The sequence below is a fragment of the Actinomyces gerencseriae DSM 6844 genome (assembly GCF_000429265.1).
Classification (GTDB): Bacteria; Actinomycetota; Actinomycetes; order Actinomycetales; family Actinomycetaceae; genus Actinomyces; species Actinomyces gerencseriae.
Map to the genome: position 1 here is coordinate 131595 of NZ_AUBN01000010.1, position 23323 is coordinate 154917.

Here is a 23323-nt window from a genome sequence, read left to right on the forward strand (position 1 = left end):
GACCTCACGCTCGTCGTCGCGTACGGATGAGACTGGTCACAGCCACGAGGATCAGCGTGACGACGATGAGCCCCAGCGAGAGCTCGGTGGATGGTTCCGGAACACTCGTGACGGGATGGCCGTCGGCGATGAAGGGCAGCGTGTTCTCGTGCAGGGCGTGGTTGACGAGCTTGAGCCCGATGAAGGCCAGGATGACCGCCAGGCCGTAGGGCAGGTACACCAGATGGGACAGCAGCCCGTCGATGAGGAAGAAGAGCTGGCGCAGGCCGAGCAGGGAGAAGGCGGTGGCGCTGAAGATGAGGAACGGCTCGGACGTCAGGCCGAAGATGGCCGGGATCGAGTCGAAGGCGAACATGAGGTCGGCGGTGCCCAGGGCGATCACGACGATGAGCAGGGGCGTGATCATGGTGCGCCCGGCGTGGCGGTGGATCAGCTTGTTGCCGACGAAGCCGTCGGTCGTGGGCAGGAGGCGCCGCACGCAGCGGGTCACGGAGTTGTCGACGTACGCGGTGGCGTCCTCCTCGGTGTCCTCGTCCTTGCGCGCGTCGAGGATCTGCCTGACGGCCGTGTAGACGAGGAAGGCGCCGAAGAAGTAGAAGACCCAGCTGAAGTGCTGGACGAGGGCGGCGCCCGCCAGGATGAAGAGCAGGCGCAGGACCAGCGCGGTGGCGATGCCCAGGAGCAGCGCCTTCTGCTGGAAACTGCGCGGTACGCGGAAGGCGGACATGATGAGGATGAAGACGAAGAGGTTATCGACGCTCAGCGACCACTCGGTGAGCCACCCGGCGTAGAACTGCCCCGCATACGTCCTGCCGGCGCTCCCCCACACGGCCAGTCCGTAGACGACGGCCAGGGCGACGTAGCCGATGGTCCAGCCGGTCGCCTCGCGCATCGTCGGCGGGTGGGGGCTGCGGGCGTGACCGATGAAGTCGAGGGTCAGCAGACCGATGACGACGACGGCCAGGGCGATCCAGGCCAGGGGACTGACGCTCATGTGCTGGTGCTCCTCGGCGGCTCGTGGGCGCTCAGGCGTCCGTGGGTTCCGGGATCCGGGCAGCCCCGGCCCCATCGCGTGATCGCCTGGATGCCAGCAGGGAGGCGACGACGGTGATGAGGATGACGACGACGATGAGGCACAGCGACGCCCCGATGGACGGCTCGGGGATGACCTCCCAGGATTGTCCGCCGGCGATGAAGGGCAGCTCGTTGGTGTGCAGGGCGTGGTTGACGAGCTTGAGGCCGATGAATCCCAGAATCGCCGCAAGACCGTAGTGCAGGTAGACGAGACGGTCCAGCAGGCCGTCGATGAGGAAGTAGAGCTGGCGCAGGCCGAGCAGGGAGAAGGCGTTGGCCGCGAAGACGAGGTAGGGCTCGGCGGTCAGCGAGTAGATCGCCGGGATCGAATCGACGGCGAACATGACATCGGCGGTGCCGATCGCTATGACGCACAGGAGCAGGGGCGTGATCATGGTGCGCCCGGCGTGACGGTGGAGGAGGCGTCCCCCGACGAAGCCGTCGGTCATGGGGACGACCCGGGAGACCGCCCTGACGAAGCGCGAGGGCCGGTAGTCGTCGGCGGTGTGCTCCTCGGGCTCCTCGACGCCCTCCCGGGCCTGGGCTACGGCGGTCCACAGCAGCCAGGCGCCGAAGATGTAGAACACCCAGGAGAAGTTCTCGACGAGGGCCGCGCCCGCCAGGATGAAGAGCAGGCGCAGCACCAGCGCGATGACGATGCCGGCGAGCAGAACCTCCTGCTGGTACCTCCGGGGCACCCGGAAGCTGGAGATCACGATGACGAAGACGAAGAGGTTGTCGATGCTCAGCGACTTCTCGGTGATGTACCCCGCGAGGTACTCCTCGCCGTAGCCACCGCCCCACACGGCGGCGACGATGAGGCCGAAGATCACGGCCACGGCGATGTACCCCACCGACCACCAGGCCGCCTCCCTCAGGGTCGGCTCATGGGGGGTCCTGACGTGGCCGACGATATCGATCGTGATCATGGCCAGGATGATGGCGGCCAGGGCCAGCCATCCAAGGGCGTGGACGTCCACGGGCATACCTCCGGTACGACTCGGGTACCGGAGGTCTCCTCCCGCCATGGGCTCCGGCCGCGGGGGCCGTCGCGCTGGCCCGCGGCGCCGGGGGCCGACGCCTCGCCCGGGCGAGGACCGGTCCGCCGTGATGACGACGCCGCTGTTGGTGGGGGTACTCCCCTCCGTCATGCAGATGTGCGCTGCCGTGCACTGACGTGCATTGAGTTGACGTGCACTGGCGCGCCCCATGAGTTTAACGTCCCGAATGCGCATCGGGCCCGGTCGATGACCTCCACGGCACTGTGTCATCGGCTACGTCATCGGCGGTGGAGCGCTCGGATGGAAGTGCTCAGGCGGTGGCGCGCATGTCGCGCAGCTCCTTCTTCAGGTCCCGGATCTCGTCGCGCAGGCGGGCGGCCAGCTCGAACTGGAGGTCCTCGGCCGCGGCGTGCATCTGCTGGGTGAGCTCGTCGATGAGACCCGCGAGATCCTCGGCCGCCGCTCCGGCGAGCTTCTCGCGCACCGTCGCCTCGGCGGCTTTCCTACGACGTCCCACGACGGCCCGCTCCTCGTGGCCCCGGTAGCCGCCGGCGAGCAGCTCAGCGGTATCCACGTCCTCGCGGGCGAGCATGTCGGTGACATCGGCGATCTTCTTGCGCAGGGGCTGCGGATCGATCCCGTGCGCCTCGTTGTAGGCCAGCTGCTTGGTACGGCGCCGTTCGGTTTCCCCGATCGCCTCGGTCATGGCGGGGGTGACCTGATCGGCGTACATGTGCACCTCGCCGGAGACATTGCGGGCGGCGCGGCCGACGGTCTGGATGAGGGAGCGCGTCGAGCGCAGGAAGCCCTCCTTGTCCGCATCGAGAATGGCCACCAGGGAGACCTCGGGCAGGTCCAGGCCCTCGCGCAGCAGGTTGATGCCCACGAGCACGTCGAACCGGCCGAGCCGCAGCTCGCGCAGCAGCTCGACGCGGCGCAGGGTGTCGACGTCGGAGTGGAGGTACTCCACGCGCACGCCGCGATCCGCCAGGTAGGTGGTCAGGTCCTCGGCCATGCGCTTGGTCAGCGTGGTGACCAGCACCCGCTCGCCCTCGTCCACGCGCTTGCGGACCTCCTCCAGCAGGTCGTCGATCTGCCCCTCGGTGGGCTTGACGATGATCCTGGGATCGACCAGGCCGGTGGGGCGGATGATCTGCTCGACGACGCCGTCGCCGCGCTGCATCTCGTAGTCCCCCGGAGTGGCGGACAGGTAGACGGTCTGCCCGATGCGGTCCTCGAACTCGGCGAAGGTGAGCGGCCGGTTGTCCAGGGCGGACGGCAGGCGGAAGCCGTGATCGACCAGTGTGCGCTTGCGGGACGCGTCGCCCTCGTGCATGGCACCGATCTGCGGGACGGTGACGTGCGACTCGTCGATGATCAGGAGGAAGTCCTCCGGGAAGTAGTCGAGCAGTGTGTTGGGCGGGGTGCCCGGGGAGCGGCCGTCGATGTGCATGGAGTAGTTCTCCACGCCCGCGCACGTGCCGATCTGGCCGAGCATCTCCAGGTCGTAGGTGGTGCGCATGCGCAGGCGCTGGGCCTCCAGGAGCCTGCCGTCGCGCTCCAGGACGGCCAGACGCTCGGCGAGCTCGCTCTCGATGCCCTCGATGGCGCGGGCGAGGCGCTCGGGGCCGGCGACGTAGTGGGAGGCGGGGAAGACGAAGACCTGCTCGGTGGAGGCGATGACGTCGCCGGTCACGGGGTGGAGGGTCGCCAGGGACTCGATCTCGTCGCCGAAGAACTCGATGCGGATGGCGAGCTCCTCGTACATGGGGATGATCTCGACGGTGTCCCCGCGCACCCGGAAGGTCCCTCGCGTGAAATCGACGTCATTGCGCGTGTACTGCATGGTGACGAAGCGCCGTAGGAGCTCATCGCGGTCGATCCGTTCGCCCACCGCCAATGGCGTCATGCGGTCGACGTACTCCTGGGGCGTGCCCAGGCCGTAGATGCAGGACACGGAGGAGACGACGACGACGTCGCGTCGGGTCAGCAGGGAGTTGGTGGCGCTGTGGCGCAGGCGCTCGACCTCGTCGTTGATGGAGGAGTCCTTCTCGATGAAGGTGTCGGTCTGGGGGACGTAGGCCTCGGGCTGGTAGTAGTCGTAGTAGGAGACGAAGTACTCCACCGCGTTGTTCGGGAGCAGCTCGCGGAACTCGGCGGCCATCTGGGCGGCCAGCGTCTTGTTGGGCTCCAGGATGAGGGTGGGGCGCTGGACCCGCTCGACCAGCCAGGCGGCGGTGGCGGACTTGCCGGTTCCGGTGGCGCCGAGCAGGACGATGTCCTTCTCGCCGGCGCTCAACCGCTGAGCGAGCTCGGCGATGGCGGTGGGCTGGTCTCCGCTGGGCGAGTAGGGGCTGATGACCTCGAAGGGCTTCTCAGCGCGGCGCAGGTCGGTGACGGGACGCATGGCCCCAGGCTACGCGGTCGTGCGCGGCGCGCCCCGCTCGCGGCGCCGGCCGCGGACGACGTGCGGACGACTACAGCTCGCTGCCGCCCCACTCGACGGCGGTGAAACCGGTGCGCGGCGGGGCGGTGGCGAGGACCTGCTCGGGCACGCCGGAGGCCGGCACGTCGCCGACGAGGAGGTAGACCCGTAGGAAGGTGTCCGGCACGATCGCGGCGCCCGTGCCCGACTCGGTCATCGTGTACCTGGCGATCGCCGCTATCTGGTCGGCCGCGAAGGTCAGCAGCACCCGTCCGCGCGCCTCGATGCGCGGGCCCCAGTAGGTGATGAACTCGGCGGCCTCCCGGTCGCTGAGCCCGAGCACGGACAGCTTGTCCTCCAGGAAGGAGGCCGCCTCCCCCGGCTCCACCACGAAGCCCTCGGTCTGCTCGAACGCATCGTGGGCAGTGCCCTCCCAGAACAGGCTCGGGTAGACGCGTCCGGAGACGCCGGTCAGCGCGCCGTCGGGAGCGGCGGTGACCGACCAGGTGGCGCTCGCTCCCTCCCGCCGGGGCTCGGGATAGCAGTACGTCAGCTCGCCGTCGTAGTCGAGCCGGACCCGAAGATCGCGCGACTCCTCCGGATAGAGGTACAGGACGGGCTTATAGGACTTTTCGTGCCGATCGACGCGCCGTCCATTATCCCGCCTGTCGCGCTGGTCGTCGTTCCTCCTCCGGTTGCGCCCGTGTCCGCAGGCGGTCAGGGAACCCGCCGCCACCAGGGAGCCGAGAACGAGCGCCGATCGACGTGGGACGCATCGGACGAACTGCATCAGTGGGCCTCCTCATCATGCGCGAACGTCTGAGGACTGGAGAATAGACTGGCGCATCCCGACCGCACCATGGGTCGTACGCCCCGAGTCACCTCCCGCTGGTCCGACCGGCGGGAATGCCGACCGCGATGCGATGCTCCCAGAGCCAGTCGACCCCATCGGCGAGGTCCGTCTCGGCACCGTTGTTGAGAAGCAGGACATCGGCGACACGGCGGCGCTCCTCGTCATCGGCCTGGCCGGCCATGCGCCTGTCGGTCTCCTGGCGCGACAGTCCCCGCGACTGCAGTCGCGCCAGCCTCAGCACGGGGGGCGTCTCGATCACCAGGACGCAGTCGAAGAGATCCTCCATCGCCTGCTCGACCAGGAGCGGGACGTCGTAGACGGCCACGCCGCCCGGGCCCGCCTCCTCCATGCGGTGGGCCGCCACCTGAGCGATCCGCGGCAGCGTGATGGCCTCGAGTCTGCTGCGGTCCCCCGGGTCGCCGAAGACGCGTTCGGCCAGCGCCGCCCGGTCCAGGGCCCCGTCCCCGGTCAGGATGGTGGGCCCGAACGCCTCCACGACCTCCGACAGCCCGGGAGTGCCCGGCTCCACCACCTCGCGGGCGATGGCGTCGGCGTCCACGATGCTGGCGCCACGCGCGGCGAGCAGGCGCGCCACCGTCGACTTGCCGGAGCCGATGCCACCGGTCAGCCCCACGCGCAGCACCCGATCGCCGCGGGGCACGCTGAGCCTGCCCAGTCCCGCTCTCGCAGCGCGACGTCGACGAACCAGATCGGCGAGCTCGACGATGAGCGCGCGAAGCACCTCGACGACCCTGGATGAGGGCATGGTCTCCCGGGGCGGCACGTGCACGAAGCCGATGACGGGGCGGTCCGGCGAGGAGAGGCGCGAGGCGGTGCGCAGAGCCGCGTAGAGCGTGGCGTTGCAGACGTACAGCCCGGCGTCGTCCGAACGGGCCACCGGCAGGCCCGCCGCACCGAGTCGCCCGACCAGCGCCGCCGCCGGCCATGTGGCGAGCAACTCCGACGGGCCGCCGGGGACGAGCTCCTCGCCGATGGGCTGGAACCCGGCGTTGTCGGGGATGCGCGCCGCCGCCTCGTTGCGAGCCGTGGTCTCCAGCATCACCGCCCCTGCCCCCGACCGGAGCCCGACGTGCACGACGACGTCGGGGCGCAGGCGCTCGACGGCGTCGCCGCTGGCCGCCATCGCTCCGGCGAAGGTCACCGGGAGGAGCTCCCGGGTCAGGTCGGCCCTGCCGTCCACGAGCCCGATGGTGTCCGGCAGGAACCGCACGGCATCCCAGGAGGCGTTGGACGCGGCTCCATCGAAGGGCTCGAAGCCGGTGATGTGAACCGTCACCGTCGCATCAGCCGCATCCGAGCCCGAAGTGGCGCGACTCTGTGGGCTCGGGGCGTCCTGCGTCTGCGTCATGCGGCGAGATTAGCGGTACGGGCACCTGTGAGTCACCTGCATGGCGCACGAGCAGGACCTGCCCGTCGGCGTCAATGGGGCTGTGCGAGCGTGAGGCCCGTGACGCGGGCCATGAGTCCGGCGAGCAGGAGGACCCGCAGGACCGGGACGGGCTCGGCCCCTCACCCGTTGACGGTCTCGTCCCGGGCATGAGCGGCGGAGGTGGTCATCGTCTCATCGCCACCGGCTCGCCGCCGGCCGGACCGTCCTCGTCCATAGGGGGCGATCGTCCGCTCGACCGCGGCGATCCGGTCGGCGACACCACTCGGAGCGGACTTGCACCGGTCGAGCTCGGCCCGGCCCCGTCTGCACGCCTCCCTCGCCGCGGAGGCGCGAGCGGGCTCCGCGGAGACGCCCTCGGCGGTGACCTCGGCCAACAGCGTCAAGGCGACGCAACTCGTCTCCGGACTGCCGATGGCGTCGGTCAGGATGGTGAGTCGCTCCTTCATGCGCGAGATCCCCCAGTCCGCCATGAGCTCGCGCACATGGAGCCAATGAGTCCGCGCGGACCTGACGTCGTTGCGGGTGCCGGCCGCCCGAGCGGCGGTGGCCAGGCTCGCGCACGCCAACTCGATCCATCCCTGCGACAGGCACAGCTCACTGGTGTCGAGGGACTCCCGCTCGGCCCGCTCGGCGGCGCCCAGGGCCAGCAACAGCCTGGCGAACGCGATCCTCAGATCGACGATGCCCTCGAGCTGACTGTCATCGGTCACGAGCTCCAACGACCGGCTGACCGTCTCCGCCGTCTTCATAGCGCGTTCGTGCACCGCGCCCAGGCCGTAGCCCCGGGCGAGGACGAGCAGCTCGTTGACCTCCTTCAGCAGGGCGTCCCGACGCTGCAGACGATGCTCGTCGACGGCGGTCCCGGTCACCGTGCCGTAGGACCGGGAGGCCAGTCCGGAGGCCTCGCCGGCCATGCGCGACTCCACGCGGTAGGACACGCCGTTGTTGCCGTTGCGCTCGTCGAAGCGCACGCTGATCGTGCGGGCGAAGGTGGTCAGCGCATCGTAGGCGTGCACCACGGTGTCCCAGCCGGTGACCTTCAAGGACGCGTCCCAGGACGTGGTCCAGCTGATCGACGAGCCCAGGGCGTTCGAGCCGTAGCCGGCTCGGTTGGCCTCGCGCAGGACGAGACTGGCCCCGACCGCCGCGTTGAGCAGCCCCCAGGCGGTGGTGTCACGGGTGCCGGTGGCGTCCGTGTGACGCAGGAGCGCCAGGCCCCGCTCCCACTGCCCCGACAGGCCCAGGTACTCCAGCTCGTCCCCCAGAATCGACATGCGCAACGACGCCGGGGCCTCGATCCACTGCAGGGACATGAGAGCGTCCTCGGCCTCGACCTTGCGCCGCTGCGCGAGATACGGCAGCAGGGACGCGGCCAGGCTGCGGGAGGTCCCCGCCGGATCGGCCTCGGGGCGCTTGGGGACCCCGGACGTGGTCCGGATGACTCCGGAGAAGTCGTCGTGCATGCGGGCGGTCGCCAGCGTCGCGCCGGCGTCGGCGTCGTCGAAGGAGAACAGACGGGCGACGCGCAACTGCTCGAGCGCGTCGGCCCGCTCGCCGAAGAAGGTGCACAGCTCGACGCGTGCGTAGCGCAACGGCAATGCCGACAGGCCTCCCGCGGCACGCAACCGACCGCACCGCTCGACGGCGCGATCGATGTCCTCGCGGGATCGCGTCGGGTCCTCGCCCAGCGCGGCCAGCCAGGTGCGGTCGACCTTCGCGAGCGCCGTGGCCAGGCGCCGGGCACTCTCGCCCTCCGGAAGCTGCTGCGAGCCCATGAGGAGAATCGCGTCGTAGAGGCGGGCCTGCGCCGCGAGCGAGCGGACGTCTCCGGACTCGACAAGCAGATCCGTGAGCTCGTCCCAGGTGGTCATCGTCTCCCCTTGCTCGTGGGCTGTGTCCGCATCACGCGCGGCTCAGTTCTTGCACCAGCCTCACACACCGGCCGGGATGGCGCGATGGGGAGCCGAGCCCGTCGCGGATGGAGCAGATGGACGAGGGCCCGCCCACCTCCATGACCCAAGTGGGCGGGCCCTCGTTCGGGGTCGGTGAATCGGCCGAGAGGTATCGGCTCAGTTCCCGGTCAGCTTCTCGCGCAAAGCCGCCAGCGCCTCGTCGGAGGCCAGAGTGCCGGTCGACTCGGACGCGGCCGAGGAGTACGAGGCGGCACCGGCCGGAGCCGCGGCCCCGCTGGTCTCCGTGTCCTGCTCCAGGGCCCTGGCGACCTGGGCCTTGTGGGCCTCCCAGCGCGCGTGAGCGGCTGCGTACTCCGCCTCCCAGGCCTCGCGCTGAGCATCGAAGCCCTCGAGCCACTCGTTGGTCTCCGGGTCGAAGCCCTCGGGGTACTTGTAATTGCCGTTCTCGTCGTACTCGGCGGCCATGCCGTACAGCGAGGGGTCGAAGTCCTCCGAGCCGGGATCCACGCCCTCGTTGGCCTGCTTGAGGGACAGGGAGATGCGGCGGCGCTCGAGGTCGATGTCGATGACCTTGACGAAGACCTCGTCACCGACCTTGGCCACCTGCTCGGGCACCTCGATGTGGCGCTGGGCCAGCTCGGAGATGTGGACGAGGCCCTCGATGCCGTCCTCGACGCGGACGAAGGCGCCGAAGGGGACCAGCTTGGTGACCTTGCCGGGGACGACCTGGCCGATGGCGTGCGTGCGGGCGAACGCCTGCCACGGGTCCTCCTGGGTGGCCTTGAGCGACAGGGAGACGCGTTCGCGGTCGAAATCGACGTCGAGCACCTCGACGGTGACCTCGGTGCCCACCTCGACGACCTCGGAGGGGTGGTCGATGTGCTTCCAGGACAGCTCGGAGACGTGGACGAGACCGTCCACGCCGCCCAGGTCCACGAAGGCGCCGAAGTTGACGATGGAGGAGACCACACCTGTGCGAACCTGACCCTTCTGAAGGGTCTGGAGGAAGTTGGTGCGGACCTCGGACTGAGTCTGCTCGAGATAGGCGCGGCGGGACAGGACCACGTTGTTGCGGTTCTTGTCCAGCTCGATGATCTTGGCCTCGAGCTCACGACCCACGTAGGGCTGGAGATCGCGGACGCGACGCATCTCGACCAGGGAGGCGGGGAGGAAACCGCGCAGGCCGATGTCGAGGATGAGGCCGCCCTTGACGACCTCGATGACGGAACCGGTGACGACGCCGTCCTCCTCCTTGACCCGCTCGATGGTGCCCCATGCGCGCTCGTACTGGGCGCGCTTCTTGCTCAGGAGCAGGCGGCCCTCCTTGTCCTCCTTCTGAAGCACCAGGGCCTCGATCTCGTCGCCGACCGAGACGATCTCGTCGGGGTCGACGTCGTGCTTGATGGACAGCTCGCGAGCGAGAATGACGCCCTCGGTCTTGTAGCCGATGTCCAGGAGGACCTCGTCTCGGTCGACCTTGACGACGGTGCCCTCGACGATGTCGCCGTCATCGAAGTACTTGATGGTCTCGTCGACGGCGGCGAGGATCTCCTCGGTCGAGCCGATGTCGTTGACGGCGACCGGGGCGGGGCTGGGCGTGGTGGTGGTCATTGAGTGGTTGCTCCGAATACGGACAGATAGGTCGGGTTGATAGGAACCATGAGCCCCCCGGTCCCCGAGCCAGCCCGGACTGAACTCACGGCACGGTGGCGTGTCGGTGCGACACCCAGGGGCACACAACTCGGACTCTATCAGGAGATGCCCAGCACGTGACCTGTTCGAGATCACTAAAGAGGATCGTGATCCCCGTGCGATCCCTCACCTCCGTCCGGTCCCCCGCACTCCTCGGAGCCCCCTGGCGCCGCGCACCTCCCACCCGGCGGCCCCGCAGTGCCCTTCCCCGCCCTCTCAGTGCGCGGCGTCCCGCCAGGTCGCGCCCCGGCCGACCGAGACGTCCAGGGGCACCGACAGCTCGGCGGCCGCCCCCATCCGCTCGCGCAGGATGCGCTCGACGGCCTCCGACTCGCCCGGCGCGATCTCCACGAGCAGCTCGTCGTGGATCTGCAGGAGCAGCCGGGAGTCCAGCTCCGCGGCGTCCAGGGACTGGGCCACATCGATCATCGCCTTCTTGACGATGTCGGCCGCGCTGCCCTGGATCGGGGCGTTGAGCGCGGCCCGCTCCGCCATCTCCCGGCGCTGCCGGCTGTCGCTGGACAAGTCCGGCAGGTAGCGGCGCCGGCCGAACATGGTCTGGGTGTAGCCATCGCGCCGAGCCCGCTCGACGACGCCTTCGAGGTAGTCGTGGACACGACCGAAGCGGGCGAAGTACGCGTCTCTCAGGCCCGCGGCCTCCGCACTGGCGATCCCCAGCTGCTTGGCCAGCCCGTAGGTGGACAGCCCGTAGGCGAGTCCGTAGCTCATGGCCTTGACGCGACCGCGCTGCTCGACGGTGACGTCCGCCACGTCGATGTCGTGGACCAGGGCGGCCACGTAGCGGTGCAGATCCTCTCCGCTGCGGAAGGCCTCGATGAGCGCCTCATCCCCCGACAGGTGCGCCATGATGCGCATCTCGATCTGGGAGTAGTCGGCCGTCATGAGGCACTCGTGACCCCGGCCCACGATGAAGGCCTCGCGAATGCGCATGCCCTCCCTCGTGCGTGCGGGGATGTTCTGCAGGTTCGGATCCGTCGAGGACAGGCGCCCGGTGGTGGTGATCGTCTGCTGGAAGGTGGTGCGGATGCGCCCATCGGGCTGAATGGCCTTGCGCAGGCCCTCGACGGTCTGGCGCAGCTTGATGGCGTCCCTGTGCTCCAGCAGGTTCTCCAGGAAGGGGTGACCGGTCTTGGCGTACAGCTCGGCGAGGGCGCCGGCATCGGTGGTGTAGCCGGTCTTGGTCCTGCGGGTCCTGGGCATGTCGAGCTCGTCGAACAGGACCGTCTGGAGCTGCTTGGGGCTGGAAAGGTTCAGCTCGTGACCGGCGGCGGCGTAGGCGGCCTCGGCGGCGTGAGTGACACGGGCGTCGAGCTCGGTCTCGCGCGCGGCGAGCACGGCCTCGTCGACGGCGATGCCGGCCTCCTCCATCTCGGCCAGGGCGGCGGCCACGGGCATCTCCAGCTCGGTGAAGAGCACATCCGCCTCCCGCTGCTCGAGCTCGCGCTCCAGGACCGCGGCGAGGTCGCCCTGGAGGGCGGCGCGGCGGGCGGCCACCAACGCCTGGGCCGGGGCGGCGTCCGGGCCCTCGGCCGTGGTGAGCGCCTCCAGGTCGAAGGAGGTCTGCTCCCGACCATCCGCGTCGTCGGTCCCCAGGGCTCCCAGGTCGATGCCCAGCCAGCGCTGCGCCAGGGAGTCGACATCGTAGCTGCGCTGCTCGGGGCGGCACAGGTAGCCGGCCAGCGCAGGGTCGAAGATGACGCCGTCGAGTGTCAGGCCGCGGGCGCGCAGGGCGTGCCAGGCGCCCTTGGCGTCGGTGACGACCAGGGGGGTCCCGGTGCCGCCGAGCAGGTCGAGTAGTGCCGTCTCGTCCTCGGGCGCAACCAGGACGGGATCGACGACGACGGCGTCGTGGCCGTCGGACAGCGCGATCGCGGTGGCATCGGCCCGCCCCGGTCGCGGTGAGCCGATGACGTCGAGCCCCAGTCCGCGGGTTCCGGTCCCCGCGCCACTGCCGGTCGTCAGGTGATTCGCGAGCCACTCCCCCAGCTCTCCGGGAGCGAGGTCGCGGCCGAGCACGGCGACCCGGAGGGCGTCGAGCCGGGCCGCCGGGGAGTCTCCTCCCGTCCCCCCGCCCGTCGCGGCGTCGTCCGCACGGCCGACGGTGTCGGAGAAGGTCAGGATCCGCTGAGCCCGCTGCTGCAGGGTGCGGAACTCCAGTGCGTCCATGATGCGGGTCAGCTCGATGCGATCGGCGGGCCGCAGGGTCAGGTCGGCGGCGGGCGCCACGCCCAGGTCGAGGTCCGTCACCAGATGGTTCAGGTGCCGGTTGCGCATGACGTCGGACATGTGGTCGCGCAGGGACTGCCCGGCCTTGCCCTTGATCCGATCGGCATGGGCGATCACGCCGTCGAGCCCGTCGTAGAGGTTGATCCACTTCGCGGCGGTCTTGGGGCCGACCCCCGGAACGCCCGGCAGGTTGTCGCTGGGCTCGCCCACCAGGGCGGCCAGCTGGGGGTAGCGCCGCGGCGGGACTCCGTAACGGTCCTCGACCTCCGCGGGCGTCATGCGCCGCAGGGTGGACACGCCCTTGACGGGGTAGAGCACCGTGCAGCGATCCGTCACCGTCTGGAAGGAGTCGCGGTCCCCGGAGCACACGAGGACCTCCATGCCCTCGGCCTGGGCCGAGGCCGCCAGAGTGGCGAGGATGTCATCCGCCTCATAGCCGGCGGCGGTCAGGGCCCGCACGTTCATCGCCGTCAGCACCTCCTCGATGAGGTCCACCTGCCCGATGAAGGGCGCCGGGGTCTCGTCCCGAGTGCCCTTGTAGTCGGCGTACTCCTGCGTGCGGAAGGTGCCGCCGGGCAGGTCGAAGGCGACGGCGACGTGGGTCGGCTCCTCCTGCTCGAGCAGCGACAGGAACATGGAGACGAAGCCGTGGACCGCATTGGTGGTCTGCCCCGTGGACGTCGTGAAGCTGTCCACGGGCAGGGCGTAGAAGGCCCGGAAGGCCATGGAGTGGCCGTCGATGAGAAGAAGGCGTCCGGCGGGCTCGGGGGCGGGACTGGTCGCGGTGATGCTCACCGTGCCAGCCTACGGGTATGAGCAGCGACGAGTTCCCGACCCCCCGTTCCGCCGACGTCCCCGTAGCCTTCCCCGCCAAGGCGGTGCGCCCGTTCCCCGACCCGCGCCCCGCGGGCTCGGCCGTCAGCGCCGTCAGCGCCGTGGGCGCGTCGGGCATGGCGGACTCCGAGCGCGGAACCCTCATGGCGACGCTGCGCATGGAGGTGCTGGAGCGCTCCGCGGAGCGGACAGTCGTGCGCATGCCCGTTGACGGAGCCCGCCAGGCCCTCGGGATCCTGCACGGCGGCGCGAGTGCGGCCCTCGTCGAGACGGCGGCGTCGGTGGCGGCGCGCGAAGCCGCCCCGGACGGGGCCGCTCCCGTGGGGACCGAGCTCCAGGTCAGCCACCTGCACCTCGCCCGACGCGGCTGGGTGACGGCGGTGGCGACGCCCGTTCATCGAGGCCGGCGCACCGCGGTCTACGAGGTGAGGATCAGCGACGAGGACGGCCGCCCGGTGGCCCGTGGAGTGCTGCGCAGTCTCTACACCGACACCGAGGAGATCTGAGGGTCGCCCTGAGGCTCTGGCTCTCCGACTCCGGCGCACTCCGGACTGTCAACTGTCAGTCCTCGCTCTTCTTCGCGCCGACCTGCTCGATAACGGCGTCGGCCACCTCTCGCATGGTCAAGCGGCGATTCATCGAGGTCTTCTGCAGCCAGCGGAAGGCCTCGGGCTCGCTCAGCCCCATCTTCTCCATGAGTAGTCCCTTGGCACGGTCGACGCGCTTGCGAGTCTCGAAACGCTCCTGGAGGTCGGAGATCTCGCTCTCCAGGGACTGGATCTCCTCGTAGCGGGACAGCGCGATCTCCAGAGCGGGAATCAGGTCGGCCGGTGTGAAGGGCTTGACGACGTAGGCCATGGCACCGGCCGCGGAGGCGCGCTCGACGAGCTCGGTCTGCGAGAACGCGGTGAGCATGACCACAGCGCAGTTGTGCTTGTCCAGAATGCGCTCGGCGGCGGTGATGCCGTCCAGGACCGGCATCTTGACGTCCATGACGCACAGATCGGGTTCATGCTCGTCAGCCAGACGGACGGCCTCCTCGCCGTCGGCGGCCTCGGCGACGACCTCGTAGCCGGCCTCGGTGAGGGTCTCGACGATGTCCAGACGGATCAGGGTCTCGTCCTCGGCGACGATGACCCTGCGGGTTCGGGAGGTGGTTGACTGGTTGCTCACGGGCTGATCCTAGTATGGTGAACCACGTCGCCGCGCGAGCAGCGCCCCGGCCTGTGAGTGCGACCACGCCTCCATAGCCCAACTGGCAGAGGCATCCGACTCAAAATCGGAGTGTTGTGGGTTCGAATCCCACTGGAGGTACGGAGGCACCGCAGCCCATCGGGTGTCCGTCGGGTTGCGCGCGCCCGCATCCGCTTCTCATCGGAGCCGCGTCGGGTGCGGGGCGCGCCCAGCCGGGCGGCCGAGCCGACCCGGCTGTCGGAGGCGCGGGACCGGAACCGCAACGGGCCCGCGCCTCCTCCCGGTGCGGGCCCTGCGACCGCGGTCCGCCGAGAGCGGGCCGCATCATCCATGCGCCGTCAGTCGAACTCCCCGACCGTGTGGACTCGGATCGAGTTGGTCGATCCGGCCGTGCCCGGAGGCATGCCCGCCACGATGATGACGGTGTCGCCGGCCTGGGCGAAGTGCTTGCGCTGGAGGAGATCATCCACCTGTGCCACCATCTCGTCGGTGTGCCGGACCTCGGGCACCTCGTAGCACTGCACGCCCCAGGACACCGCCAGCTGGTTGCGCGTGCAGCGCAGCGGGGTGAAGGCCAGCAGCGGGAGGGGCGAGCGCAGGCGCGACAGGCGCCGAGCCGTGTCACCGGACTGGGTGAAGGTCACCAGGTGGGTGACGTCGAGCTGCTCGCCCATCTCGGCGGCCGCGCGAGTCAGGGCGCCGGCGCGGGTCTGGGGGTAGGAGCCCAGCGGAGCGATGCGCTCGCCGCCGTGAGCCTCGACGTTCTCGATGATGTTGGCCATGGTGCGCACGGCCTCGATCGGGTAGGCCCCGACGCTGGTCTCGCCGGAGAGCATGACGGCGTCGGCGCCGTCGAGGATCGCATTGGCGCAGTCCGAGGCCTCGGCACGCGTGGGACGCGGGTTCTGGATCATGGACTCCAGCACCTGAGTCGCGACGATGACCGGCTTGGCCTGACGACGGGCCAGCTCGATGGCCCGCTTCTGAACCAGGGGCACGGCCTCCAGCGGCATCTCGACGCCCAGGTCGCCGCGGGCGACCATGATGCCGTCGAACGCGGAGACGATGTCGAAGAGGTTGTCCACCGCCTGCGGCTTCTCGATCTTGGCGATGACGGGGATGCGCACCCCCGCCTCGTCCATGATGTCGTGAACGTCCTTGATGTCGTCCGCGTTGCGGACGAAGGACAGGGCGATGAGGTCGGCGCCGATCTTGATGGCCCAGCGCAGATCGTCCCGGTCCTTCTCGCTCAGGGCCGGCACGGACACGGCGACGCCGGGGAGGTTGAGGCCCTTGTGGTTGGAGACGTAGCCGGGCACCTCGACCTTGGTGATGACGTCGGTGTCGGTGACCGCGGTGACGCGCACGGCGACATTGCCGTCATCGATGAGGAGGCGGTCGCCGGGCCGGCAGTCCCCCGGCAGGCCCTTGAAGGTCGTCGAGACGCGCTTGACGGTGCCCAGAATGTCGTCGGTGGTGATCGTGAACTCGTCGCCCTTGTTGAGCATGACCTTCTGGTCGTTCACGAAGGTGCCCAGGCGGATCTTGGGCCCCTGGAGGTCGACCAGGATGGCCACAGGGTTCCCGGAGGTCTCGGCGGCGGCTCGCACGCGAGCGATGACGTCCTCCTGGTCCTCGGCACGTCCGTGGGACCGGTTGATGCGTGCGACATTCATGCCGGCGTCCACGAGCGCCTGCACGTTCTCGGGAGAATCGGTGGCCGGCCCCAGGGTGCATACGATCTTTGCTCTGCGCATGAGGCAAGCCTACACGCCTCGCATGTCATATCCCGGGCGGGACCCGATCGGATTCGGCCGAATCCGACCCGGCTCGGCCGGACCGGGTCGCCGAAGCTCGTTACTCCTCCGCCGATGCTGCTGCCGCTCCCCTCTCCTCCTCCTCATCCTCATCACGAGCATCCTGGCTCCGGGGTCGTGCACCGGTCTCCCCGGCCGACGCGTCCCCCGTTCCCCCAGCACCCTCGTCCAGGTCCCGGGCATCCGCCTGCGCGGGCGCGTCGCCGCGGATGATCGCGTCATCGAGATGACGGCGCGAGGTCATGACGTAGCCGACCAGGCCGAGAAGGAAGACGAGGACCGAGGTCCACACGTTGAGACGCAGTCCGAGAACATGGTGGGCCTCGTCGACGCGCAGCATCTCGATCCACACGCGTCCGGACGTGTAGACCATGAGGTAGGCCCACAGGAGACGTCCTCCCATCGCCCCGTCGCGACGCATCAGGTACCGTCCGAGCCAGACGAGGAAGAGGGCGCCGGCGACGTTCCACAGGGCCTCGTAGAGGAAGGCGGGATGGAACAGGGTGCCCGGGGCGTATCCCGCCGGCAGGTGGGCGCGATCGATCTCCAGGCCCCACGGCAGGGTGGTGGGCCCGCCGAACAGCTCCTGGTTGAAGTAGTTTCCGAACCGCCCCATGGCCTGGGCGACCAGGATCGTCGGAGCCGCGGCGTCGTAGAAGGGCCCCAGCCGCAGCCCGCGTCGACGAAGCAGCCAGACCCCGGCGACGGCCCCGAAGGCGACGCCCCCCCAGATGCCCAGCCCCCCGTGCCAGGTCTGCAGGATGAGAGCCGGGTTCCCGCCCGGCCCGAAGAAGGCGTCCGGCGAGGTCACCACGTGGTAGAGCCGCGCGCCGACGATGCCGATCGGCACCGCGATCAGAGCGACGTCCAGGGCGGTGTCACGGGAGCCGCCCAGCGCCCGGTAACGGCGATCGGACCACCATACGGCGACGAAGACCCCGGCGAGGATGCACAGGGCGTAGGCGCGCAGCGGGAACGGGCCGATGTACCACACGCCCCGGGCGGGGCTCGGGATGGAAGCAGTAAGCACTCAGAGAACCTCTCGGTGGGCGGCGGGAATGAGCGCGGGATGACTGCCCGCGGCGACCAGCTCGGCGACGAACTGCTGGGGGTCGGCTGAGCGGATGACCGCCTCCCCCACGACGACGATATCGGCACCCGCGCGCGCATAGCTCATGACGTCGTACGGCCCGGACACGCCGCCGGTGGCCATGCGGGTCACTGAGGCGGGCAGCACCTCCGCCACCTGCTCGAAGCGGGAGCGGTCCACGGCCAGGGTGTCCGGATCACGGGCATCGACCGACACGTAGCGCGCGCCCGCAGCCACCGCGGTCAGGGCCTCGCTCCGGGAATGGGCCTCGACGACCGCCGCCATGCCCAGGGAGTGGGTGCGCTCGATGAGCGACTCCAGGACGAGCGGCTCGAGGCGGGCGTCCAGGACGAGCATGTCGGCCCCGTGAGCGCGCGCCTCGTGGACCTGATAGGGGGTGACGATGACATCATTGGCCAGCACCGGCACCTCCACGGCTCCGCGCACCGCGTCCAGGTCCGACAGGCGCCCGTGCGAGCGGACCGGCTCGGTGACCACCGAGACGCAGGCGGCCCCTCCGGCCTCGTAGAAGCGAGCGAGAACGGCGACATCCCCCACCCCGGACAGATCGGCGAAGGTCGCGGTGGCGCGCTTGACCTCGGCGATCACGGAGACGACCCGCCCGGGTGCGCGCAGCACCGAGGCGACATTGCGCGCGGTGGGGACGGAACGGGTCCTCTCGCGCAGCTCCCTCAGCGGAGCGGAGCGCTGCCGGGAGGCGACGGCGGAGCGCGTGGCGGCGACCAGGTCGTCGAAGGCCATCACGGGTCACCACCTCCTGCACGCGTGATTCCGGCGAACTGCGAGGCGCGCGCAGCGGACGTGCCGGCGGCGCTCATCGAGGTCATCGTCCCCGGGGGCGGGCGACTTAGGCAAATCCGCTCAGCCGACGGGACGCTCCCCCGCGACCGCGCCGAGATCGCCACCCGCCTGGAAGCAGGTGCGCTCACCGGTGTGGCACGCGGCTCCGACCTGGTCCACCTCGACCAGCAGGGCGTCGCCATCGCAGTCGATGCGAACGGACTTGACGTACTGGCGGTGGCCCGAGGTATCGCCCTTGCGCCAGTACTCTCGACGGGAGCGGGACCAGAACGTGACGCGGCCCTCGGTCAACGTGCGGCGCAGCGCCTCGTCGTCCATCCATCCGACCATGAGCACCTCACGGGTGTCGTGCTGCTGGACCACGGCAACGACGAGTCCTGACGCGTCGCGCTTGAGGCGGGAGGCGAGTACGGCGGGCAGCGGGCCGTCGGAGACATCGAGGCTGCGGGGATCGTTCACAGGCGGATTGTCGCACGATGGCGCGCCCCGCGGGGCCCCGGTCCTGCGCGGTCCGCCTCGGGAGTCCGGCCGGCATGAACGGCTCGGCCCCAATCCGCCCTGAACGTCCTGACCAGCCCTGAGCGGTACGGTGGTGGCCACCGGATTTCCGGCCCGAGGCGCCCTAGACGGCCACGAGGAAGAGCAGGATGATGGCCGGCACCGTGTCGAGCACGGATGAAGATGATCCCCAGGGAAGCCCGGCCGCGGCCACGGCCCCTGTTGCCAGCCCCGCCCCGGTTGGCCGCGCTGGCGCCCATCGCACCGCGGATGATGACGGGAACTCTCCTCAGCAGCCGGAGACCCGCCGCGGCGATCCCCAGCCCCGGAGCCCGGCCACCCGGGCTGCTCCCCTCCGTCGACCGACCGCAGGGGTGCGCGCTCCGGGCGGGGATGAGATCACCGTACCGGATGCCCGGCGACCCGCAGGGCGTTCTTCGCGGCGCCGACGGTCATCGCGCCGTAGTGGAAGACGCTCGCCGCCAGCACGGCGTCCGCGCCGTGATCCGCCGCCGCGGAGAAGTCCTCTGCCCGACCCGCACCGCCGGAGGCGATGAGCGGGACGCTCACCTCGCGTCGGACGTCGTCGAGCATCCGCAGGTCGAAGCCGCTGGTCGCGCCGTCGGCGTCCATGGAGTTGAGCAGGATCTCCCCCGCCCCCAGGTCCACGGCCCGCACCGCCCACTGGACGGCGTCGATGGCGGTCGAGCGCCGCCCGCCGTGGGTCGTGACCTCGTACCCCGACGGAGTGCTCACACCCTCCGGGCAGCGCCGTGCGTCGACCGACAGGACCAGCACCTGGCTGCCGAAGCGCTCGGCGACCTCGGACAAGAGCCCAGGGCGGTCGATGGCGGCGGTGTTGATGCTGACCTTGTCCGCCCCGGCGCGCAGGAGGAGGTCGACGTCCTCGACGTTGCGCACGCCCCCGCCCACGGTCAGCGGCACGAAGACCTGCTCCGCAGTGGCCGAGACGACATCCAGCATGGTGGCGCGCCCCTCGGCTGAGGCGGAGACGTCCAGGAAGGTGATCTCATCGGCTCCCTGGCGGTCGTAGCGCCCGGCGAGCTCCACCGGGTCGCCGGCATCCCGCAGGCCCACGAAGTTCACGCCTTTGACGACGCGCCCGTCCTTGACGTCGAGGCATGGGATGACACGGACGGCGACGCTCATGGCGGCTCCTGAACGGATCGGGGGTGCGGGCCGGCTCAGGATAACGCGGGCCCGACGCGCCTTCCTGCGCGGGCCTCGGCATGCTCGCGCGGCTCGGCGAGCGGCGCGCCCCGCTACTGGTTGGCGCTCGGGGTCACGTGCACAATACCCGGGCCGTTATCGGGGTCCGGGGTCGGGGGCGCGGCGGCACCAGTGGCGCTAGCGCCGTCGGTGAGCCTGTCGTCCGCGATCGCCAGGACGTCGACGACCACGGCAACCGCTCCCTCGCCGGCCGCCTGATCGGCCGGGATCGAGATGACGATCCGGCTGCCCACCTGGGCGTCGACCAGGTGCTCCTTGACGCCGGCGAGGGCGTTGCGCATGTCGATCGTGCCCGGCGGCGTCGTCATGCCGTACGTGGTGGCGTGCTGGTTGCCGTCGGCCCAGTTCACCGTGGCGTACCGGGCCAGGACGACGCTGTCGGCCCCTACCTGTGGGCCGTCGCCCTGGACGAGCACGGCGGCGGTGGAGCGCGTGGGCACCGGGAGCCCTTGAACGGACAGCGTCGCCGTGCCGTCGTCGTTCACGGTGACCGCGGGCGTGCCCTCAGCCGGCGACTGGGTCGTCCCGGTCGCGGTGGTGGGCAGGACGTCGATCACTGTGATCTCGGTGCTCCTGGTCTGGTCATCCTTCGTCCGCGGAGCGCGCACGACGAGCCGCGATCCCTCGGAGACCCCCATGACCGCGTTGGCGAGGTCGGCTCCGATCTTGTCGGCGTCGAGTGTGCCGCGGTACAGGCGCGTGCCCGCCTTGGTGCCGGTGACATTCGTGCCGTCATCACCATCGAAGACGGCCACGGACAGCACGACGGCGTCGCCGGCGCTCAAGGTGCGCCCCTGCCCCGCGACGATCTGGTCGGTGGTCATGGCGGTGGCGGGTGCGAGACTCCCCTTCAATGAGACGACGGGGACGGCTCCGACGCGTCCGGCGACCTCCAGCACCGTGTCGAGCGGCCCGTCGGCGCTGACGGTCCCGCCGGAGGCGGCACCCGAGGAACCGGGGGACCCCGCTCCTCCGCCCCACACGCGGGCCGCGACCAGAGGTGCGGCGACGATGGCCACCGCCGCCACGACCGCCAGGATGACGGCGACGCGCCCTCGTGGTCGTGGGCGTCCCAGTGCTGCGCCGATCGCCCGCTGGGCCCCCGTGGAGGTCGGAGGCTCGGCCGTGGAGGGCGGCCCCGCCGCCGACAGCGCTGATGTCGCTGATGTCGCTGATGTCGCTGATGTCGCTGACGGTGACGGCAAGGACGGCGTCGCCGGCGCAGCGGACTCGGATGGCGCGAAGACCGATACGGGCGCCTCGGTCTCCTCGGCCTCCTCCGCGCGGAGCGGCTCGGCCGGGACCGGCATCCCGGCGCGCGTCCGCGGGGCGGGATGAGTCCAGTCAGGCGCGGGCGGCGCGGCGGGCTGGGAATCGACGCCCTCACGGGCGCGCTCCAGCTCACGCCTCTGGCGACGCGTCAACGGCCGACCGTCCTGCCCGACCTGGGGCAGCCGCGTCGTTTCGTGGGAGGAGGGCGAGAAGGCAGTCATCGGACTTTCCAGTGTGCCAGATTGTCGACGCACGTCGGTAACGGCGTCTCAGACGCCGGCGGGCAGATCGAGGGTGGGAGACCCTGTGGACGCCTCCATGGCCTCCATGAGGGTGTCGACGCGCTCATCGACGGCGCTGAAGGGATCGCGCAGGGCGACGGGCCGGGAGCGGTCATCATCAAGACGCAGATTCACCCAGTCGGCCGACAGATCCCGGCGCAGATCCTGCGCCCGTCCGACCGCGGCTCCGCGCAGGTGCGCACGAGTCGTGGCCGGCGGGGTGTCGACGGCGGCGCGGCACGTCTTCTCGTCGACGAGACGCCGCAGCAGTCCGGCCCGCTCCATCCTCAGACGCAGTCCGGCCCTCGGGCTCACGTCGTGATAGGCCAGAGCGAGCCGCGACAGGCGCGGATCATCCAGCTCGGCGCCGACGCGCTCGGCGTAACGGGTCAGGAGCTGATGCTTGGCCGCCCAGTCCAGGTCCGTGGCCACGTCCTGGGGCCTGCCCGAGCGCACGGCGTCCAGGCCCCGCTCCCACAGGTCGAGGACCTGACGGTGGAGCTCGGTCAGGTCCAGGTTCCGGACGTGCTCGCTCACCCTGGCCAGATGCTCGGTCTGCAGGTCCACCGGCGTCATGGTGCGCCCATCCGCGAGCTCCAGGACCGCTGCGCCCGTCAGGTCGTGGCAGGTATCGCGGATGGCCTTCATGGGACGGGCGAGCCGAAGGTCCGCGAGACCGCCGCCCTCCTCGAGGTAGTCCAGCAGCAGGTCCATGGCTCCGACCTTGAGGAGGGTCGATCCCTGGGCGATGTTGGAATCGCCGACGATCACATGCATGCGCCGGTAGAGATCGGCGTCGGCATGAGGCTCGTCACGAGTGTTGATCAGGGGGCGCGAGCGAGTGGTGGCCGAGGAGACGGCGTCCTCCATCTGGTCGGCGCGCTGGGAGAAGACGTACCGGGGGGCGGCGCCGTGACCGCCGGGCAGAACGCGACCGGCGCCGATGAGGATCTGACGGGTGACCAGGTGGGGCACGAGGGCACGGGCATCGTTCCAGAAGTCGCCGCGACGGCGCACGAGGTAGTTCTCGTGGCAGCCGAAGCCGGAGCCCTCGGCGTCGAGGTTGTTCTTGAGCAGGTGGATGCGGCCGGGCACGCCCCGCTCCGCCAGACGGGTGCTGGCCCGCTCGGCGAGATCGGCCATGGTGATCTCCCCCGCCCGGTCCTGTGCCAGGAGGTCGGCGAGCCGGTCGCACTCGGCGGTGGCGAACTCGGGGTGGCTGCCGACGTCGAGGTAGAGGCGCGCCCCGCCGCGGGTGAAGACGTTGGAGGAGCGGTTGAGGCGCACAACGGGCTCGAAGAGCTCGCGCGCCGCATGATCGGCGTCCAGGGGCGGCGCACCGCCGGTCGTCGATGCGCAGGTGATGCCGTACTCGGTCTCCACACCGATGATCCGCCGCGCGGGCTTGCGCGAGCGCGGCATCCTCACTCTCCGCCCTTCTGGACGAAGCCCTCCACGAAGGCCGCCGCATTGGTCTCCAGGACGGAGTCGATCTCGTCGAGGATCTCATCGACACCGGCCGCCCGGGCCTGACCGGCCGCGTCGGGGGCCTCGTCGTCGCCACGGCCCCCGGTGGGGCGGATCTGCTCGTGAGTGCTCATGGTGCCTCCTGCCTGACGGTCGGGGCGCTGCCCGTCGCTCCTCGTGG

19 protein-coding genes and 1 tRNA gene are annotated in these 23323 nt (G+C 70.4%); 3 read left to right on the forward strand and 17 right to left on the reverse strand.

Annotation, left to right across the window (positions count from 1 at the left end):
* Positions 1-4: 4 nt before the first annotated feature.
* From G448_RS0104735 to polA, 8 genes are all read right to left on the reverse strand, one after another.
* Positions 5-994, reverse strand: a complete 990-nt coding sequence (locus G448_RS0104735) for a TerC/Alx family metal homeostasis membrane protein (RefSeq protein ID WP_026407061.1) — start codon at positions 992-994, stop codon at positions 5-7.
* 31 nt (positions 995-1025) lie between these two features.
* Positions 1026-2054 carry a TerC family protein gene (locus tag G448_RS0104740; protein ID WP_026407062.1) on the reverse strand — a complete coding sequence of 343 codons (1029 nt, stop codon included), beginning with the start codon at positions 2052-2054 and terminating at the stop codon, positions 1026-1028.
* Positions 2055-2385: 331 nt separating this feature from the next.
* The gene (uvrB, locus tag G448_RS0104745; protein ID WP_026407063.1) at positions 2386-4482 is read right to left on the reverse strand and encodes an excinuclease ABC subunit UvrB; all 2097 of its coding nucleotides are present in this window, start codon (positions 4480-4482) and stop codon (positions 2386-2388) included.
* A gap of 70 nt (positions 4483-4552) precedes the next feature.
* A complete protein-coding gene (locus G448_RS0104750; protein ID WP_026407064.1) occupies positions 4553-5290 on the reverse strand; it encodes a hypothetical protein in 738 nt (245 codons plus the stop codon).
* 88 nt (positions 5291-5378) lie between these two features.
* Positions 5379-6722 (reverse strand): dephospho-CoA kinase, encoded by a 1344-nt coding sequence (coaE, locus tag G448_RS19105; RefSeq protein WP_026407065.1) that lies wholly within the window; start codon positions 6720-6722, stop codon positions 5379-5381.
* 161 nt (positions 6723-6883) lie between these two features.
* Positions 6884-8635, reverse strand: coding sequence for a hypothetical protein (locus G448_RS0104760; RefSeq protein ID WP_026407066.1), 1752 nt, complete (start codon positions 8633-8635; stop codon positions 6884-6886).
* 198 nt (positions 8636-8833) lie between these two features.
* Complete coding sequence (gene rpsA / locus G448_RS0104765) at positions 8834-10288, reverse strand: 30S ribosomal protein S1 (RefSeq protein ID WP_026407067.1); 1455 nt, start codon at positions 10286-10288, stop codon at positions 8834-8836.
* A 297-nt stretch (positions 10289-10585) separates the two neighbouring features.
* Positions 10586-13411, reverse strand: coding sequence for a DNA polymerase I (polA, locus tag G448_RS0104770; protein WP_034494383.1), 2826 nt, complete (start codon positions 13409-13411; stop codon positions 10586-10588).
* A gap of 17 nt (positions 13412-13428) precedes the next feature.
* Between polA and G448_RS0104775 the strand changes: the two genes are divergently transcribed.
* Positions 13429-13956, forward strand: coding sequence for a PaaI family thioesterase (locus G448_RS0104775; RefSeq protein ID WP_026407069.1), 528 nt, complete (start codon positions 13429-13431; stop codon positions 13954-13956).
* Between the two features lie 55 nt (positions 13957-14011).
* Here G448_RS0104775 and G448_RS0104780 read toward each other — a convergent pair whose 3' ends face one another.
* Positions 14012-14623, reverse strand: coding sequence for an ANTAR domain-containing response regulator (locus G448_RS0104780; protein WP_026407070.1), 612 nt, complete (start codon positions 14621-14623; stop codon positions 14012-14014).
* Positions 14624-14690: 67 nt separating this feature from the next.
* Here G448_RS0104780 and G448_RS0104785 point away from each other — a divergent pair.
* A tRNA-Leu gene (locus tag G448_RS0104785) sits at positions 14691-14764 on the forward strand.
* 218 nt (positions 14765-14982) lie between these two features.
* Here the strand turns inward: G448_RS0104785 and pyk are convergent.
* From pyk to G448_RS15110, 6 genes are all read right to left on the reverse strand, one after another.
* On the reverse strand, positions 14983-16401 hold the full coding sequence (gene pyk, locus G448_RS0104790; RefSeq protein WP_026407071.1) for a pyruvate kinase: 1419 nt from the start codon (positions 16399-16401) through the stop codon (positions 14983-14985).
* Between the two features lie 100 nt (positions 16402-16501).
* Complete coding sequence (lgt, locus tag G448_RS15105) at positions 16502-17491, reverse strand: prolipoprotein diacylglyceryl transferase (RefSeq protein ID WP_051268623.1); 990 nt, start codon at positions 17489-17491, stop codon at positions 16502-16504.
* Positions 17492-18316, reverse strand: coding sequence for an indole-3-glycerol phosphate synthase TrpC (locus G448_RS0104800; protein WP_026407072.1), 825 nt, complete (start codon positions 18314-18316; stop codon positions 17492-17494).
* Positions 18317-18433: 117 nt separating this feature from the next.
* On the reverse strand, positions 18434-18832 hold the full coding sequence (gene hisI / locus G448_RS0104805; protein ID WP_084436333.1) for a phosphoribosyl-AMP cyclohydrolase: 399 nt from the start codon (positions 18830-18832) through the stop codon (positions 18434-18436).
* A 438-nt stretch (positions 18833-19270) separates the two neighbouring features.
* Positions 19271-20041 (reverse strand): imidazole glycerol phosphate synthase subunit HisF, encoded by a 771-nt coding sequence (hisF, locus tag G448_RS0104810; RefSeq protein WP_026407074.1) that lies wholly within the window; start codon positions 20039-20041, stop codon positions 19271-19273.
* A gap of 113 nt (positions 20042-20154) precedes the next feature.
* Positions 20155-21150: an FKBP-type peptidyl-prolyl cis-trans isomerase gene (locus G448_RS15110; protein WP_051268624.1), complete on the reverse strand. Its 996-nt coding sequence runs from the start codon at positions 21148-21150 to the stop codon at positions 20155-20157.
* On the opposite strand from G448_RS15110, the gene G448_RS16980 reads away from it, so the two are divergent.
* Positions 21134-21460 (forward strand): hypothetical protein, encoded by a 327-nt coding sequence (locus G448_RS16980; protein ID WP_156910918.1) that lies wholly within the window; start codon positions 21134-21136, stop codon positions 21458-21460. The genes G448_RS15110 and G448_RS16980 overlap by 17 nt on opposite strands.
* Before the next feature lie 203 nt (positions 21461-21663).
* On the opposite strand, the gene pafA is transcribed toward G448_RS16980, so the two are convergent.
* Together pafA and G448_RS0104825 are read right to left on the reverse strand one after the other, a co-directional pair.
* On the reverse strand, positions 21664-23097 hold the full coding sequence (pafA, locus tag G448_RS0104820; RefSeq protein ID WP_034494387.1) for a Pup--protein ligase: 1434 nt from the start codon (positions 23095-23097) through the stop codon (positions 21664-21666).
* Positions 23098-23099: 2 nt separating this feature from the next.
* The gene (locus G448_RS0104825; RefSeq protein ID WP_034494389.1) at positions 23100-23276 is read right to left on the reverse strand and encodes a ubiquitin-like protein Pup; all 177 of its coding nucleotides are present in this window, start codon (positions 23274-23276) and stop codon (positions 23100-23102) included.
* Positions 23277-23323 lie beyond the last annotated feature (47 nt).